Source organism: Mesorhizobium sp. CO1-1-7, assembly GCF_020164885.1.
Classification (GTDB): Bacteria; Pseudomonadota; Alphaproteobacteria; order Rhizobiales; family Rhizobiaceae; genus Mesorhizobium; species Mesorhizobium australicum.
Map to the genome: position 1 here is coordinate 293,232 of NZ_JAIUHA010000005.1, position 16,145 is coordinate 309,376.

Genomic DNA, 16,145 nt, shown 5'->3' on the forward strand with positions numbered 1-16,145 from the left:
AGTCTGCTGGCCGGCGGTCACGCGACGATCTTGACACACATCGGCGTGCCGATCTCGATGCTGCGCCCGGTATTGGTCAGCATGCCGTTGCCGGCGTCGCGGACGAAGATCGAAATGCGGTCGGCATTCTGGTTGGCGGAGAACAGATGGCCGCCCGAAGGCGTCAGCGCCAGGTTGCGTGGCGTGGCGCCTCCGCAAGGGACATAGCCGACAAGACTTAAGCTGCCGGTCTGCTGGTCGACCGCCATGATGACGACGCTGTCGTGGCCACGGTTGCCGCCATAGACGAAACGGCCGTCCGGCGAGATCTGGATATCGGCGCAGTGATTGCTGTCGCGGGCCTCGGCCGGCACCGCCGGCTTGGTGTCGATGATCGATAGCCTGCCGGTCGCATTGTCGAGCGCCATCGACGCGACGGTCGAATCCAGCTCGTTCATGACAAAGACAAAGCGGCCGTTCGGGTGCAAGGCAATGTGACGCGGGCCGGCACCCGGAGGGAGCGCGGACTCTGCGAGCTTCACCAGACTTCCGTCCTGTCCGATCCGATAGGACACCAGCCGGTCGATGCCGAGATCGGCGACGATTGCCGTTCCACCGGCAATGGTTTCGGTGACGCTGTGGGCATGCGAGCGTTCCTGCCGCGCCGCGTTGGGGCCGGTGCCCTTGTGCGAAACGCTGGCCAATGGCGCGGACAGTGCGCCCTCCCCGTCGAAACCATACACGGCCACCGCACGGTCCGGACCACCCTCGCCCATACCGTAATTGGCGACCAGGAGTTTGGTGCCGTCGCGCGTGACGGTATTGTGCGCCGTGATGCTGCCCAGCGAAGGCTGTTTGTTCAAATAGGCGAGCGTGCCCGAGCCGCGATCGAAGCTGTAGGCCGAGACCGTGCCCTCGCGCCAGGTGAAGACTTCCGAATTGGCGTAGATGCGCGAGCCATCCGGTGTCACCGACAGGAAGGTAGGGTTGTCGACATTATTCGTCTCGGCCAGCTTTCTTGTTTGCAGCGTTTCCTCGTCGAAGCTGTAGACACCAAGGCCGACGCCTCGCGCACTCTGAAAATAAGGCGCTTCGCGGTTCAGGCTGCCGACGAAGACCAGACAGGCTTTGCGCATGTTTTCCCTCCCTGCCCGCCGGTGCTCAGTACCGTGGGACCGCCAAAATTTCGCTTGTCCTCGCTTGCAACGCAACCCCATATGTGAAAATAGTATTTACAAAAGAAGATTGACGGGAGGAGACGTCGTGCACCCAGGCGCTTTGAAGCGTGCTCGAATGGCTGGATGGGCGCTCTCGCGAGCCCGGTGGACTACGCCATGAGCGATTTCGCGCCAACCGTTGGCGTTGTCTCGACGCATCCCAGGAATATGCCTGCCGATCATGCCGCCCTCCCGGTGTGGAACGCCGAGAACTGGTTCTATGAGGACTGGCCGGTCGGCCAGAAAATCCGCTCGCTGCGTCGCACCATGGCCGAGGGCGACAGTCACCTTTTCAACGCACTGGTGCTCGACATCCATCCTTACGTGCAGGACCAGATGTTTGCCGAGAGCGAGGGCATTTTCGGCAAGCGGCTGATTGCCGGCGCGTTCGTCTTCTCGGCGGGCCTCGGGCTGGTCGCCACCAACTGCGTCAACGCTTTTTCCTATGGCTATGACAAGCTACGATTCATAAAGCCTGTCTTCATCGGCGACACGATCTATTCGATCCGTTCCAACCTCGACAAACACCCCCGCTACAAGGAGATGGGGCTGATCCGCGCCAGCTACGAGGTGTTCAAGGGCGAAGGCGAGCTCGTTCTTTATTGCGAGCATCTGCAGACGGTGAAGTACCGCAACCCTGCCGATTTCGTCGGCAAGACGGAGAAGTAGAAATGCCGGCAGCAGCCGAATTGCCGCTTGCCGGTCTCGTCGTCGTCGACATGAGCCAGTTCCTGTCTGGACCCTACTGCTCGCTCAGGCTGCTCGATCTCGGCGCCCGCGTCATCAAGATAGAGCGTCCTGACGGCGGCGACCTGTCGCGCCGGCTCTATCTCAGCGACACCGAGATCGGCGGCGATTCCACCATCTTCCATGCCATCAACCGGGCCAAGGAAAGCCTCGCCATCGATCTGAAGAACGAGGCGGACCTCAATACATTGCGCGGGCTGCTGGCCAAGGCCGATGTGCTGATCCAGAATTTCCGACCGGGCGTCATCGAGCGCCTTGGGCTCGACTACGAGACCGTCCGCCAGATCAATCCGCGCCTGGTCTATGCCTCGATCAGCGGCTATGGCGAGGATGGCCCGTGGGTGAAGCGCCCGGGCCAGGATCTGCTGGCGCAGTCGCGCTCCGGCGTGATGTGGCTGAACGGCGACGAAGACCAGGGACCGGTGCCGTTCGGCCTCGCCATCGGCGACATGCTGGCGGGTGCGGCCTGCGCGCAAGGCATCCTGGCCGCACTGGTGCGGCGCGGCATCACTGGCCAGGGCAGCCATATCGAGACCAGCCTTCTGGAAGCGCTGGTCGACTTCCAGTTCGAGGTGCTGACCACGCATCTCAATGACGGGCGCCGCCTGCCCAGGCGCTCGAGCTTCCGCAGCGCGCATGCCTATCTCTCGGCGCCTTATGGCGTCTATCCGGCCAAGGATGGTTACCTCGCCATCGCCATGACGCCGATCCCCAAGCTGGCCCACCTTTTGTCGCTCGATGAATTGGCTCCCTATCGCGACAAGCCGGCATCCTGGTTCACCGCGCGCGACGATATCAAGGCAATCATCGCCCAGAGGATCGCGACCAAGACCATCGACGACTGGCTGGCCATTCTCGAACCCGCCGACATCTGGTGCGCCAAGGTGCTGACCTGGCCGGAGATGCTGGCAAGCGAGGGTTTTCAGGCCCTCGACATGCTGCAGACGGTGACGCGCGAGGACGACGTCTCGATCCTCACCACCAGTTCGCCGCTGAGGGTCGACGGTATCAGGGCCAAGGTCGACCGCGCGGCACCCCGTATCGGCGAGCACAGCGCAAAAATCCGCGAGGAGTTCGACCTGTGAGCCTCAAGCTTAGGGGTATGACCTGGAGCCATCCGCGTGGCTATGATCCCATGGTTGCCTGCTCGGCGCTATGGCGCGAGCGGACGGGAGTTGCCATCGAATGGGACAAGCGTTCGCTGCAGGATTTCGAGTCCTTCCCTGTCGAGGAGTTGGCGCGCGCCTACGACCTCATCGTCATCGACCATCCGCATGTCGGCCAGATCACCGCGGAGCGCTGCCTCGAGCCTCTCGACGTCGCCGGCCGCGAGGCGGAACGCGCCGCGCTTGCGTCGGGGAGCGTTGGCCAGTCCTATCCGAGTTACACATGGCAAGACCGGCAATGGGCGTTTCCGATCGATGCGGCCAGCCAAGTGCAGGCCTGGCGGCCGGACGCGCTCGATGCGCCGGCAGCGACGTGGAGCGAAGTGCTCGATCTCGCCCGGCAAGGCCGCGTGCTGCTGCCGCTGCGACCGCCGCATTGCCTGATGACCTTCTACACGCTGGCCGGTAATCTCGGGCATCCCTGCGCGACCGATCCGTCGGGCGATCTCATCGCTGTCGAGACGGGCTGCGAAGTCTTCGAGACGATGCGTGAGATCGCCGCGCTGGTCGACCCGACGTGCTTCGACATGGACCCGATCGCCGTTTCGGAACGCATGGCCGAGGCTGGTTCCCGCACTGTCTGCGCGCCGCTGATCTATGGCTACGTCTCTTATGCGGCGTCGGGTTTTCGCGCCAACAGGTTGGCTTTTGCCGACATCCCGGTGGTCGGTTCCAATGGTCCGATCGGCTCGGCGCTCGGCGGCACAGGCATAGCCGTATCAGCCTTCTCCAAGGCTAAAGAGGCAGCGATCGATTTTGCCTATTGGGTCGCCAGCGGCGATGTCCAGCGTGGCATCTATGCCGCCGCCGGCGGCCAGCCGGGCCATGCGGCTGCCTGGGAAGACCAGACTATCAATGAAGTGGCCGGCAACTTCTATCGAGGCACGCGCGCGACGCTGGAGGGCGCCTGGGTGCGGCCGCGCCATGACGGCTACATGGCGTTCCAGCAGGCGGCGTCAGACCGCATCAATTCCGGCCTGACCTCCGGCCATCCTGCCGGCCGGGTCGTCGCCGATCTCATCAGCCTGTTCCGGGCCAGTTCCCCCTCGCCTGGCGAGAGCTGAGCGAGGTCGTTATTTCAACCACCAAAGCCTGCGGGCATTGCCCGACAACAGCCTGTCACGCTCCGAAACGCTGCAACCCGAAAGCAGCGCGTGGGTCGCCGCCACCCAGGTCGAGAGACCGCCACCAAGCGTGCAGACCGGCCAGTCGCTGCCCCAGACGACGCGGTCCCAGCCGAATGAATTGATGGTGTGTTCGACGTAGGGCCGCAGCGTATCGACGGTCCAATTGGCGGCGTCGGCATAGGCGACCACGCCGGAAATCTTGGCCATCACGTTCGGGCGCCGTGCGATCTCGCTCATGTGTTCGCGCCAGGGATGCTCGGCTCCGCCCTTGATGTCGGGAACGCCGCAATGGTCGAGGACGAACTGGACGTCGGGCGCCAGTTCGGCGAGCGCGATCGCCTTGGGAATCTGATGCGGCAGCACGACGAGGTCGAAGGTCAGGCCGGTGCCGCCAAGCCGCTTGATGTTGTCACGGAACAGTGCGCCCTCCGAAAGATCGTCCGGGACGACGTGAAGGACGCGGCGGAAACCCTTGACGAAGGGGTTTGTCCGCTGGCGCTCGAGATAAGCGGCAAAGTCAGCGTCTTCGGGACGGCAGGATGCTATCGCCCCAGAGAGCATGCTGCCCGCTTGCCGCGAGAGGCCCTCGACACGGGCGGTTTCCGCCTCGATGTCGGCCGGGTCGACATCGACTTCCATGTGCAGCACGCGCCCGACACCGACCCGCCGCGCCTCCGCCGCGTACTCCTCGTAAGAGAAATCGCGGTTCAGTGCCGGTACGCCGGCAAGCCAGGGGTAGCGAAGCGCCGAGCGATCGATGAGATGCAAATGGGTGTCGATGATCATGGCGGGCTCCTCCCTGTAGCTTTTTCGATCCTCTCACGGAGGAATTCTTTATTCAAATAAGAATTATGTCGATGAGCCGACGGCCGACCCGGCCAAACGCGAAAGCTTCTCACACGTTGCCAGCAGCAGCTCGATGGTGCGCGTTATGTCCGGCGCGGACGGAGCGTTGACGACGGTGATGTAAGGAATTGAAAGCGCCGCGATGGCCTTGCCGTCGGAACTGCGCACCGGTGCCGACAGATTGTAGACGCCGGCGGTCTGCATCGAGGCCATCATCTCATATCCCCGTTCCCTGATCTGGTCGAGGCGGGCAAAGAACTCGGGCGGCTGCGCCGTATTGTCGGTGCTGCGGACATGTTCGGAGATCATCATCTGGCGCTCCTCCTGCGAACGGAAGGCGAGCAGCACATGTCCCGAACCGGTGTCGAACAGGCTGATGTGGGAGCCGACCCGGATCGAAATCCCCCAGTAGTTCGGCGCCTCCTGCTGGCCTATCACCACGGCGGAACCGCGATCAAAAACAACGAGTTGATTGGCCTGCTGCGAGGTCTCGGCCAATTCGCGCATCAGCGGCGTCGCATAGGAAACCAGCCGCCGCACCGGCGCGTGCAATTGTGCCAGGCCAAACAGCTTGAGCGTCAGCGAATAGCGGTCGCCATCGAGCCGCGTGACGTAGCCGCGCCGCACCAGCCGGTCCAGCATGCGGTAGAATTCATTGGGGCTGCGGTCGAGCTTCTTGGCGATTTCCGCCTGGGTCAGGCCACCGTCCACTCCCGCTAGAAGCTCAAGGATGTCGAGCCCCTTGTCGAGCGCCGGCGCGCGATAACGCTCGTCTTCGCTGTCGTCCATGGCTCATCCCTCCAGTGAATTCAACTCTTCATATACGCAGGAACGCGGCCGGCGGAAACAAATTTCGCCTTGACGTACGGATGAATGTTTTGTTTGTATATGAATGTAGCATTTCTTGTCACGTGACGAGTTGCGGGCGCCACCGAGGCGCACCCAGGGAGGATACCAATGAACAGACTGCTTTCCGGCGTATGCGCCGGCGCATTGATGCTTGCGTCAGGCGCAGGCACCGCCCTTGCCGGCGACCTGCCCGGCAAGTTCGACGGCGTGACCGTCGACGTGAAGCTGATCGGCGGCCAGCAATATGAGAAGCTCTACGAGCGCATTCCCGAATGGGAGAAGGCGACAGGCGCCAAGGTCAACATCCTGACCAAGAAGAACGGCTTCGACATCGACAAGGAATTGAAGTCCGACATCGCCTCGGGCAGCACCAACTGGTGCGTCGGCTGGAATCATTCCTCCTTCGCGCCGCAATACACCGGCCTCTACACCGACCTCAGCAAGCTCCTGCCGAAGTCGGAGATCGACGCCTTCGTGCCGTCGACGATCAAGGCGGCAACCATCGACGGCAAGCTGGAAATGCTGCCGCGCGCGCAGTTCGACGTCTCGGCGCTCTACTACCAGAAGAGCCTGTACGAGAACGCCGACAACAAGACCAAGTTCAAGGCCAAATACGGCTATGACCTGGTGCCGCCGGACACCTGGAAGGAAGTCACCGACCAGGCTGAGTTCTTCGCCAACCCGCCCAATTTCTACGGCACGCAGTTTGCCGGCAAGGAAGAGGCGATCAATGGCCGCTTCTACGAAATGGTCGTCGCCGAGGGCGGCGAATATCTCGACAAGGACGGCAAGCCGGTCTTCAATTCCGAAGCCGGCGTCCGGGCGCTCGACTGGTTCGTCAACCTCTACAAGGCCAAGGCCGTGCCGGCCGGAACCACCAACTACCTCTGGGACGATCTCGGCCAGGGCTTTGCCTCGGGCACCGTCGCCATCAATCTGGACTGGCCGGGCTGGGCCGGCTTCTTCAACGATCCGAAATCGTCGAAGGTTGCCGGGAATGTCGGCGTGAAGGTCGCGCCGAAAGGCTCCGCCGGGGTGCGCACCGGCTGGTCGGGCTTCCATGGCTTCTCGGTGACCGAGAACTGCCCGAACAAGGAGGCAGCGGCATCGCTCGTATGGTGGCTGACCAACGAGGACAGCCAGAAGCTTGAGGCCACCGCCGGCCCGCTGCCAACGCGCACCGCGGTCTGGGATTGGGACCTGCAGCAAGCCGCCAACGACCCTTACAAGAAGGAGGTTCTGTCGGCTTTCCAGGAAGAAGCCAAGCACGCCTTCGCCGTGCCGCAGACGCCTGAGTGGATCGAGATCTCGAACGCCGTCTATCCCGAGTTGCAGGCCGCGATCCTCGGCGACAAGACCTCCAAGCAGGCACTGGACGAAGCCGCCGCCAAGGCGACGCAGATCCTGCAGGACGCCGGCAAACTGTAAGCATTGCTCCCAAGATTGCCTTCCCCATCGTGAATGGGGGAGGCGATCGCCTTTTGCCGGCGTTGCCCGTTTCATCATGTCGGGCCTCTGCCCAAATTTGAATGCCAGACACCAGAGGAGCCCGATGAAGGGCCTCAAGCCATCCGCGCCGTTCCTGCTGCTGCTTCCGGCCATCGTCGTTCTGGCGGCGGTCGTCGTGGTGCCGCTGCTTCTGTCGCTCTATTCAAGCTTCACGCCGTTCCGCCTGACCAAGCCCGAGACGTTCTTCGTCTTCATCGGCCTCAGGAATTACTTGTCGATCCTGGCCAACACCGATTTCTGGTGGGCATTCGGCCGTACCGTCCTGTTGCTGACGATCGCGCTCAATCTTGAAATGCTGCTTGGCCTTGGTCTCGCCATGCTGGTTGAGAAGGCGACGCGCGGCCAGCGCATCCTGCGCACGCTGATGATGTTTCCGATGATGTTCTCGCCGATCCTCGTCGGCTTCCAGTTCAAGTTCATGTTCAACGACAATATCGGCCTGGTGAACAATGCGCTGCAGTCGCTTGGCATCACCAGCGACGCCATTCCGTGGCTGATCGAGGGCCACCTCGCCTTCATCGCCATCTCGGTTGCCGAGATCTGGTCGTCGACGGCGATCTTCGCCATCCTGATCCTCGCCGGGCTGCTCGCCATGCCCAAGGAGCCGATCGAGGCGGCGCGCGTCGATGGCTGCACGCCTTGGCAGACCTTCCGCTATGTGACCTGGCCGTTCGTCATGCCCTTCGCCTACATCGCCATGACCATCCGCTCGCTCGACGTGGCGCGTGCCTATGACATCGTCAAGATCATGACCGATGGCGGTCCGGCCGGCCGTACCGAGCTGCTCTGGACACTCGTGGCGCGCACCGCCTACAGCGACGGGCGCATGGGCATGGCCAACGCCATGGCCTATTTCTCGATCCTGCTGTCGATCGCCTTCACCGTCTATTTCTTCAACAAGCTCGCCGCGGCGCGCACGCAAATCGGCGCGGAGTGGTGAAGATGGACGAGAATTCTTCCGCCCGCCTTAAGCGCAGGCTGCTTGATATCGTCTATCGCATCGGCCTGTTCCTGGCGATGCTGACCATCTGCCTGCCGGGCTTGTGGATCGTCCTGTCGTCGCTGCGGCCGACGGTCGAGATCATGGCCAAGCCGCCGGTGTGGATCCCGCAGGATATTTCGTTCGACGCCTATGTCGCGATGTTCTCAGGCATCGGCAAGGGCGGCATCCCTGTCATCGAATATTTCCGCAACTCGCTGATCATATCGGTGACTTCGACGGTGATCGCGGTCGCCATCGGCATGGCGGGCGGCTATGCCTTCGCGCGCTATCGCTTTCGCGGTAAATCGAGCGTCTTCCTCGGCCTGATGCTGACACGCACGGTGCCCGGTATCGCGCTGTCGCTGCCGCTGTTCTTCCTCTATGTGCGGCTCGGTATCATCGACACGCATTTCGGGCTGATCCTTGCCTATGTCGCGCTCAACGTGCCTTTCACCATCTGGCTGATCGACGGCTTCTTTCGCCAGGTGCCGAAGGATCTCGCCGAGGCAGCACAAATCGACGGCTGCACGCGCTGGCAGGCCTTTTGGCAGGTCGAGTTCCCGCTCGCCGGACCAGGCATCGCATCGGCCGCGATCTTCGCCTTCCTGACCTGCTGGAACGAGTTCGCGCTGGCCTCCCAACTGACCCGCTCGGTCAGCGCCAAGACGCTGCCGGTCGGCCTGCTCGACTACACGGCCGAGTTCACCATCGACTGGCGAGGCATGTGCGCGCTCGCCGTGGTGATGATCATTCCGGCGCTCACCCTCACTTTCATCGTCCAGAAGCACCTTGTCGGCGGCCTGACCTCCGGCGCGGTGAAAGGCTGATCTCATGGCAACGGTTTCCCTCAAAAAGCTGACCAAGCGCTACGGCAATATCGAGATCGTGCATGGCATCGACCTCGACATCACCGACCGCGAATTCATCGCGCTGGTCGGTCCTTCCGGCTGCGGCAAGTCGACGACGCTGCGCATGATCGCCGGGCTGGAAGAGATCAGCGCCGGTTCGATCGAGATTGGCGGGCGCGTCGTCAACGATTTGCCGCCGCGTTCGCGCAACATCTCGATGGTGTTCCAGTCCTATGCGCTCTACCCGCACATGACGGTGCGCGAAAACCTCGGCTTCTCCTTGAAGATCGCCGGCGCCGCCAAGGACGACATGGATCGCCGCGTCGCCGAGGCCTCGGCCATCCTGGGGCTCGATGCTTTGCTCGACCGTCGGCCATCGCAACTGTCCGGCGGCCAGCGCCAGCGCGTCGCCATGGGCCGCGCCATCGTGCGTGACCCCGACGTCTTCCTGTTCGACGAGCCGCTTTCCAATCTCGATGCCAAGCTCAGAACGCAGATGCGCACCGAGATCAAGAAGCTGCACGCCAAGGTGCAATCGACGGTGATCTACGTCACCCACGACCAGGTCGAGGCGATGACGCTTGCCGATCGTATCGTTATCATGCGCGACGGACATATCGAACAGGTTGGCACCCCAGATGAAGTGTTCCGCCGGCCAGCCACGCGCTTCGTTGCCGGCTTCATCGGCTCGCCGCCGATGAATTTGCACGAGGCGACGGTCGACGACGATCAGCTGGTTTTCGCCAGCGGCGCCAAGCTGCCCCTGCCCGGTCAGTTCAAGGCCAATGTCGCTGCCGGCAACAAAGTCGTGTTCGGGTTGCGGCCAGACGACATCTATCCGACCGGCCATGGTATCAGCTCCGGCGGCGCGGCCGACGTGCATCAGATCGAACTGCCGATCACCGTCACCGAGCCGCTCGGCAACGAGACGTTGGTGTTCGTCGAGTTCAACGGCAGTGACTGGGTGTCTCGCATGCTGAACCCCAGGCTGCTGAAGCCAGGCGAGCGCGTCGCCATGAGCCTCGACCTGTCGCAGGCGCATCTGTTTGCCGCTCAGACCGGAAAGACATTGCGGAGCTGACCGACATGGCCAAGATCGAAAAGATAGAATTGCGCATGGTCGACCTTGTGCCCAAGGTCAAACGCACCGACGCGATCCAGAGCTTCGTCAGCCAAGAGACGCCAATCGTCACCATCACCGATTCCGACGGCGCGGTCGGAACCGGTTACAGCTACACGATCGGCACCGGCGGCTCGTCGGTGATGCGGCTCCTGTCCGACCACCTGGCGCCGCGCCTGATCGGCCGCGATCCTGATATGATCGAAGCGATCTGGCACGATCTCGAATTCGCCACCCACGCCACCACGATCGGCGCCATCACGGCAATCGCCATCGCGGCGATCGACACAGCGCTCTGGGACCTCAGGGCGAAGAAACAGGGCCTGCCGCTATGGAAGCTCGCTGGCGGCGCCAAGGACCGCTGCCCGCTTTACACGACAGAAGGCGGCTGGCTGCACATCGAGACGCAGGCGCTGGTCGACGATGCGGTGGCCGCCAAGGCCAAGGGGTTTCGCGGCTCGAAAGTGAAGATCGGCAGGCCGCATGGCTCCGAGGATCTCGCGCGGCTGTCGGCGGTGCGCAAGGCGGTGGGCGACGGCTACGAGATCATGACCGACGCCAATCAGGGTTTCTCCGTCGACGAGGCGATCCGGCGTGCGGCGAGGCTTCGAGAACTCGATCTCGCCTGGATCGAGGAGCCGCTGCCGGCCGACGACATAGACGGGCATATCAGGCTGTCGAATTCGACGCCGACGCCGATCGCCATCGGCGAGTCGCTCTATTCCGTCAGGCACTTCCGCGAATACATGCAGAAAGGCGCCTGCTCGATCGTGCAGGTCGATGTCGGCCGCATCGGCGGCATCACGCCCTGGCTCAAGATCGCCCATGCGGCGGAGGCCTTCGACATTCCAGTCTGCCCGCATTTCCTGATGGAATTGCATGTCAGCCTGACCTGCGCTGTTCAGAACGGCAGGTATGTCGAGTACATTCCGCAACTCGACCAGTTGACCGGCAAGCACATGCGCATCGAGGATGGGCATGCGCTGGCGCCCGACGAGCCCGGTATCGGCATCGATTGGGACTGGGACGCGGTCAAGGCCATGAGCATCGCCGAATTCACCACGGCGATCACGACATAAGGAGCTGATATGCAGCGGATGGGATTTGTGCTTGGGCTGAAGCCGGAGAAGGTCGAGGACTATGTTCGCCTCCATGCCGCCGTCTGGCCTGACGTGCTGACCATGATTTCGGCATGCAACATCAAGAACTATTCCATTTACCTGAAGCGGCCGGAGAACCTGCTGTTCAGCACCTTCGAATACCACGGCACCGACTACGAGGCCGACATGGCCAAGATGGCGGCCGATCCGAGGACGCAGGAATGGTGGGCCGTCTGCATACCTTGCCAGGAGCCGCTTGCGACCCGCAAGGAGGGTGAATGGTGGGCTTCGATGGACGAGGTCTTCCACCATGACTGAGGCCGGTTTCGACCCTGCCTCACTCGTCCAGGCCTGGGCCAAACCCTCACAACCCCGACCGATCGTCACTTTCGGTGCAGGGTCGATTGTCGGCGACGCGCATTTCCCGGCCTACCGAAAAGCGGGGTTTCCGATCGCCGGTCTTTACGATCCGGACCAGGCCAAGGCGCGGGCCCTGGCCGATAAATGGGACGTGACGGCGTTCCGTTCGGTGCAAGAAGCCGCCGGAGTTAAGGACGCGATCTTCGATCTGGCAACCCCACCGGGGCGGCACGCCGACATCCTGAAGGCGCTGCCCGGCGGTGCGGTCGCCCTGATCCAGAAGCCGATGGGCAATTACCTCGGGGAGGCAAGCGAAATCCTCGAAATCTGCCGCGCCAAGAAGCTCAAGGCGGCGGTGAATTTCCAGCTCCGTTTCGCGCCGATGATGCTGGCGCTGAAGGACGCCATCGCCAAGGGCTGGCTCGGCGAGGTCGTCGATTTCGACGCCTGGCTGGCGCTGGCGACGCCGTGGCAGTTGTGGGAATTCCTGCTCAAGGCGCCGCGCGTCGAGATCGCCATGCACTCGATCCACTATCTCGACCTGATCCGGCAGTTGCTCGGTGACCCCAAGGGCGTGCATGCCAAGACGCTGGGCCATCCCAATCATTCCGTGGCGCAGACGCGCACCAGCGCCATTCTCGACTATGGCGACACCGTGCGCTGCGCGCTGTCGATCAACCACGACCACAAGTTCGGGCGCCGGCATCAAGCCTGCGAATTTCGTGTCTGCGGCACCGAGGGTGCCGCCTATCTCAAGCTCGGTCTCAATCTCGATTATCCCCGGGGCGAGCCGGATATTCTGGAAATCTATCCGAAGGGCGGATCGGACTGGATCGCGGTGCCCTTGGCCGGCGAGTGGTTTCCCGACGCCTTTGTCGGGCGCATGGCAAATGTCCAGCGCTTTGCATCCGGCGAAGACGCCGAACTGATCAGTTCGGTCGAGGATGCATGGAACACAATGGCGCTGGTGGAAGCCGCCTATCGTTCGAGCGCGGCGCTGGCGACGCCGATCGCGGAAAGGCCCTGATGGAACAGATCCAGTATTTCGAGGAGTACGAGATCGGCTCGACGCGGCTGACCAACGGCCGCACGATTACCGAGACCGACTTCATTGTCCATGCCGGTCACACCGGCGATTTCTTCCCGCACCACATGGACGCCGAGTTCATGAAGACAACACCGTTCGGCCAGCGCATCGCGCATGGCACGCTGGTGTTCTCGGTCGGCATCGGGCTGACGGCAACGGTCATCAATCCCGTCGCCTTTTCCTATGGCTACGACCGGCTGCGCTTCATCAAGCCCGTGTTCATCGGCGACACGATCCGCACACGCACCACCATCGCGGCCAAGGAGGACGACCCCAAGCGACCGGGTTCCGGACGCGTGATCGAGCGCTGCGAAGTGATCAACCAGCGCGGCGAGGTGGTGCTGGCGGCCGACCACATCTACATCGTCGAACGCCAGCCGGCCTGAGGCAATGTCCGCTATGCGCCGGTAGCGCGCTTGGTGATGCGCTCCAGACCGAGCAGCAGGACCAGCGTTGCCGCCACCAGGATCATGGTGAGCGCCGCCCCGGCAAAGATGTCGCCGCGATCGGTCAGTGAGAAAATCGACACCGGCAGCGTCACCCAACCCGGCGGATAGACCATCACGGTCGCGCCAAGCTCGCCCATGGACAACGCGAAGCTCAGCCCGAAGGCCGCGACCAGATAGGGTGCGAGCAAGGGCAGCGTGACATGCCGGAGCCGATAGGCAGGGCGTGCGCCAAGGCTCGACGCGACCTGCTCGAAGTCGGGCGACAGCCGCGCAAGCCCGGCCGAGACATTGCCGAAGGTGAAAGCCGAGATCAGCACGAAATGCGCGATCATGACGATTGCGATCGTGCCGTTGAGCAACAGCGGCGGATGGCTGAACGCAACCAGCAGGCCAAGGCCGACCGACACCGAAGGCACAGCGCTCGGGATGAAGAACAGCAGGCCGAGTGCCCTCGCCAGCGTGGCGCCCTGGATGCGCAGCGCAAGTGCTGCCCAGGTGCCGCTGACCAGCGCCAGCGCGCTGGCCAGGAAGCCGGTGACGAGGCTGGCCTTGACCGCGTTCCAGGCCGCGCCCTTGGCGACATCCGCGTAGTGCTCCGTGGTCAAGCCATTGGGCAGCACGCCGTTCCACTGGTCGGCGAGGCTGGACAGCAGGATCACCGCCAGCGGCGCCAGGAACAGCACGCCGAAGATCAGCGCGAAGATCACCCAGATGACGAAGCGACCGGAACGCGACCAGACCAGCATCGCTAGACTCCCAACCGGCCGGCAGCGAACCGGTAGAGACCGAACAAGCCAAGCGACAGGGCTATGTTGATCACGGCGATGATGCAGGCGACCTGGTAGGCCGATTCCTGGATGGCCTTGCCATAGATCAGCAGCGGCAGCGTGATGACGCCCTTGGCGCCGATGAACAGGACGATGCCGAATTCGTTGACGGTGAGGAGCAGGCAGAGGCTGCCGCCGGCGATGAGCGCGGGCACCGCCGCCGGCAGAATGACCTGGTGGACAATGCGGAACGGTCGCGCGCCAAGCACGCTTGCCGCTTCGATCTGACCGCGATCGACCAGCGAAAAGGCGGCAAGCAGCGGCCGCAGGATGAAGGGCGTGTAGACCGTGACCTCGGCCAGCACGACGCCCCATGTCGAATAAAGGAAGTCGACCGGCGGCAGCGGCAGCGAGAAGGCTTCCATCAGCCCGGAGTTGAGCATGCCGGCGGAGCCGTAAAGGAAGGTGAAGGCCAGCGTCACCAGGAAGGTCGGCAGGGCGATGAAAGTGTCGATCAGCCTGGCGATGAAGCCGCTGCCGGGAAACGGCACGAAGGCGAGGATTAGCGCCAGCACCAGGCCGACGACCAGGCATCCGGCCGTCGCCGTGACCGAGATCGTCACCGTGTTGACCAGCGCGTTGAGAAAGAAGCGCGAATGCAGGACGCGGACGATCTCCGCGACATTGGCGACGCCGCTGTCGTCGAGGAAGGCCTGGCGTACAATCAACGCCAGCGGATAAAAGAACAGCAGTGCCAGCAGGGCCGCCGGCGGCACGATCCACAGCCGGCCCGGCTCTCGCTTTCTGGCCGTCGGCATACCAATGGCGAGCGCTTCAGACACCGGCGTCTTCCGGGAGAAGCGACGTATCGGCCGGCGCAAAGAACAGCGGCACCTCTGTGCCGGGTTCCGGCAAGGCCATTGGCAGTTTCGTTGCCGAGACGCGCACCGGCGTGCCGTCGACATCGAGCACCAGATGCGTGAGTTCACCCTGCCAGTGCACCTCCCTGAGCGTGCCGACAATGCGATTGGTGTGCTCGCTGTCGGCCGTCAGGCTCAGATGCTGCGGCCTGATGCAAAGCAGGCTCTTGTCGCCAACCTTCTCGCCGCGACCGGCACCGGCGAGCACGGCATCGCCATGCCTGGCCATGGCAAAGCCTTTCGGGCCGGCAGCATCGGCAACCGTCACCGGCAGAAGGTTGGCACGACCGAGAAACTCGGCGGTGAAGCGGTTTGGCGGACGGCGATAGAGTTCGGTCGTCGGTCCATGCGAACAGACCCTGCCGTCGCGCATGATGGCGATCTTGTCGGCAAGCGTCAGCGCCTCGGTCTGGTCGTGGGTGACGTAGAGGATGGTCAGGCCCGGCAGGCTGCGGTGCAGACGGGCGATCTCCTCGACCATGTTGCGGCGGATCTGCGCGTCGAGCGCCGAAAGCGGTTCGTCAAGCAGCAGCACGCGCGGCCGCACGGCAAGCGCCCGCGCAATCGCGACGCGCTGCTGCTGGCCGCCCGAAAGCTCGCGCGGATAACGCCGGGCAAACGTCGCCATGCCGACGGTGGCGAGCGCATCCTTTACCCGTTCGCCGATCAGCGCCTTGTCGGCGCCTTGTGCCCTGAGGCCAAAGGCGACGTTGTCCTCGACCCGCATATGCGGGAACAGCGCGTAGTTCTGCACCACCATGCCGAGCCCACGCTCATAGGGCGGCAGATCGGTGACGTCGGTGGCGCCGATGCGGATGCGGCCGCTTGCCGGTCGCACGAAGCCGGCAACGGCACGCAGAGCGGTCGTCTTGCCGGAGCCGGACGGGCCTATCATCGCCAGGATTTCGCCAGGCGCGATGTCGAGGGTCAGCGGATGCAGGACGACATGGGCGCCATAGGCGACAACGACCTTGTCGAAGTGGACGTTCGAGCCGGCGCCGCGAACCTTCGCGGCGTCGATGTCCGTGACACTAGGGCCCGTGAAGGCGGCGGCCGACATGGCATTGTTCTC

17 protein-coding genes are annotated in these 16,145 nt (G+C 63.3%); 11 read left to right on the forward strand and 6 right to left on the reverse strand.

Annotated elements, in window-relative coordinates:
• Nucleotides 1-17 precede the first annotated feature (17 nt).
• On the reverse strand, nucleotides 18-1,115 hold the full coding sequence (locus LB516_RS13030; protein WP_224719679.1) for a lactonase family protein: 1,098 nt from the start codon (nucleotides 1,113-1,115) through the stop codon (nucleotides 18-20).
• Between the two features lie 198 nt (nucleotides 1,116-1,313).
• Here LB516_RS13030 and LB516_RS13035 point away from each other — a divergent pair, with 198 nt between their 5' ends.
• The 3 genes from LB516_RS13035 to LB516_RS13045 are packed head-to-tail and all read left to right on the forward strand — an operon-like array spanning nucleotide 1,314 to nucleotide 4,173.
• Complete coding sequence (locus LB516_RS13035; protein ID WP_140877934.1) at nucleotides 1,314-1,865, forward strand: MaoC family dehydratase; 552 nt, start codon at nucleotides 1,314-1,316, stop codon at nucleotides 1,863-1,865.
• A gap of 2 nt (nucleotides 1,866-1,867) precedes the next feature.
• Nucleotides 1,868-3,028 carry a CaiB/BaiF CoA transferase family protein gene (locus LB516_RS13040; RefSeq protein WP_224719680.1) on the forward strand — a complete coding sequence of 387 codons (1,161 nt, stop codon included), beginning with the start codon at nucleotides 1,868-1,870 and terminating at the stop codon, nucleotides 3,026-3,028.
• Nucleotides 3,025-4,173: an extracellular solute-binding protein gene (locus LB516_RS13045; RefSeq protein WP_224719681.1), complete on the forward strand. Its 1,149-nt coding sequence runs from the start codon at nucleotides 3,025-3,027 to the stop codon at nucleotides 4,171-4,173. Before LB516_RS13040 ends, LB516_RS13045 begins: the two co-directional genes overlap by 4 nt.
• A 9-nt stretch (nucleotides 4,174-4,182) precedes the next feature.
• Here the strand turns inward: LB516_RS13045 and LB516_RS13050 are convergent, their stop codons facing one another.
• Nucleotides 4,183-5,022 (reverse strand): amidohydrolase family protein, encoded by an 840-nt coding sequence (locus LB516_RS13050; RefSeq protein ID WP_224595449.1) that lies wholly within the window; start codon nucleotides 5,020-5,022, stop codon nucleotides 4,183-4,185.
• 63 nt (nucleotides 5,023-5,085) lie between these two features.
• Nucleotides 5,086-5,871 carry an IclR family transcriptional regulator gene (locus tag LB516_RS13055; protein WP_015319051.1) on the reverse strand — a complete coding sequence of 262 codons (786 nt, stop codon included), beginning with the start codon at nucleotides 5,869-5,871 and terminating at the stop codon, nucleotides 5,086-5,088.
• 168 nt (nucleotides 5,872-6,039) lie between these two features.
• Between LB516_RS13055 and LB516_RS13060 the strand changes: the two genes are divergently transcribed.
• From LB516_RS13060 to LB516_RS13095, 8 genes are all read left to right on the forward strand, one after another.
• Nucleotides 6,040-7,359, forward strand: a complete 1,320-nt coding sequence (locus LB516_RS13060; protein WP_140823454.1) for an ABC transporter substrate-binding protein — start codon at nucleotides 6,040-6,042, stop codon at nucleotides 7,357-7,359.
• 124 nt (nucleotides 7,360-7,483) lie between these two features.
• Nucleotides 7,484-8,380, forward strand: coding sequence for a carbohydrate ABC transporter permease (locus tag LB516_RS13065; RefSeq protein WP_140617471.1), 897 nt, complete (start codon nucleotides 7,484-7,486; stop codon nucleotides 8,378-8,380).
• 2 nt (nucleotides 8,381-8,382) lie between these two features.
• Nucleotides 8,383-9,249, forward strand: coding sequence for a carbohydrate ABC transporter permease (locus tag LB516_RS13070; protein ID WP_140617472.1), 867 nt, complete (start codon nucleotides 8,383-8,385; stop codon nucleotides 9,247-9,249).
• A gap of 4 nt (nucleotides 9,250-9,253) precedes the next feature.
• A complete protein-coding gene (locus LB516_RS13075; RefSeq protein ID WP_224719682.1) occupies nucleotides 9,254-10,351 on the forward strand; it encodes an ABC transporter ATP-binding protein in 1,098 nt (365 codons plus the stop codon).
• A 5-nt stretch (nucleotides 10,352-10,356) separates the two neighbouring features.
• The gene (locus LB516_RS13080; protein ID WP_140724418.1) at nucleotides 10,357-11,469 is read left to right on the forward strand and encodes a mandelate racemase/muconate lactonizing enzyme family protein; all 1,113 of its coding nucleotides are present in this window, start codon (nucleotides 10,357-10,359) and stop codon (nucleotides 11,467-11,469) included.
• Nucleotides 11,470-11,478: 9 nt separating this feature from the next.
• Nucleotides 11,479-11,808 (forward strand): L-rhamnose mutarotase, encoded by a 330-nt coding sequence (locus LB516_RS13085; protein ID WP_015319057.1) that lies wholly within the window; start codon nucleotides 11,479-11,481, stop codon nucleotides 11,806-11,808.
• Entirely contained in the window at nucleotides 11,801-12,877 is a 1,077-nt protein-coding gene (locus LB516_RS13090) for a Gfo/Idh/MocA family protein (protein WP_224719683.1), read from the forward strand. Before LB516_RS13085 ends, LB516_RS13090 begins: the two co-directional genes overlap by 8 nt.
• The gene (locus LB516_RS13095; RefSeq protein WP_181171274.1) at nucleotides 12,874-13,323 is read left to right on the forward strand and encodes a MaoC/PaaZ C-terminal domain-containing protein; all 450 of its coding nucleotides are present in this window, start codon (nucleotides 12,874-12,876) and stop codon (nucleotides 13,321-13,323) included. The genes LB516_RS13090 and LB516_RS13095 overlap by 4 nt, the downstream gene beginning before the upstream one ends.
• An 11-nt stretch (nucleotides 13,324-13,334) precedes the next feature.
• On the opposite strand, the gene LB516_RS13100 is transcribed toward LB516_RS13095, so the two are convergent.
• The 3 genes from LB516_RS13100 to LB516_RS13110 are packed head-to-tail and all read right to left on the reverse strand — an operon-like array spanning nucleotide 13,335 to nucleotide 16,133.
• A complete protein-coding gene (locus tag LB516_RS13100; RefSeq protein ID WP_224719684.1) occupies nucleotides 13,335-14,132 on the reverse strand; it encodes an ABC transporter permease subunit in 798 nt (265 codons plus the stop codon).
• 2 nt (nucleotides 14,133-14,134) lie between these two features.
• Entirely contained in the window at nucleotides 14,135-14,995 is an 861-nt protein-coding gene (locus LB516_RS13105; RefSeq protein ID WP_224719685.1) for a 2-aminoethylphosphonate ABC transporter permease subunit, read from the reverse strand.
• Nucleotides 14,988-16,133: an ABC transporter ATP-binding protein gene (locus tag LB516_RS13110; RefSeq protein WP_140617479.1), complete on the reverse strand. Its 1,146-nt coding sequence runs from the start codon at nucleotides 16,131-16,133 to the stop codon at nucleotides 14,988-14,990. Before LB516_RS13110 ends, LB516_RS13105 begins: the two co-directional genes overlap by 8 nt.
• Between the last annotated feature and the right edge of the window lie 12 nt (nucleotides 16,134-16,145).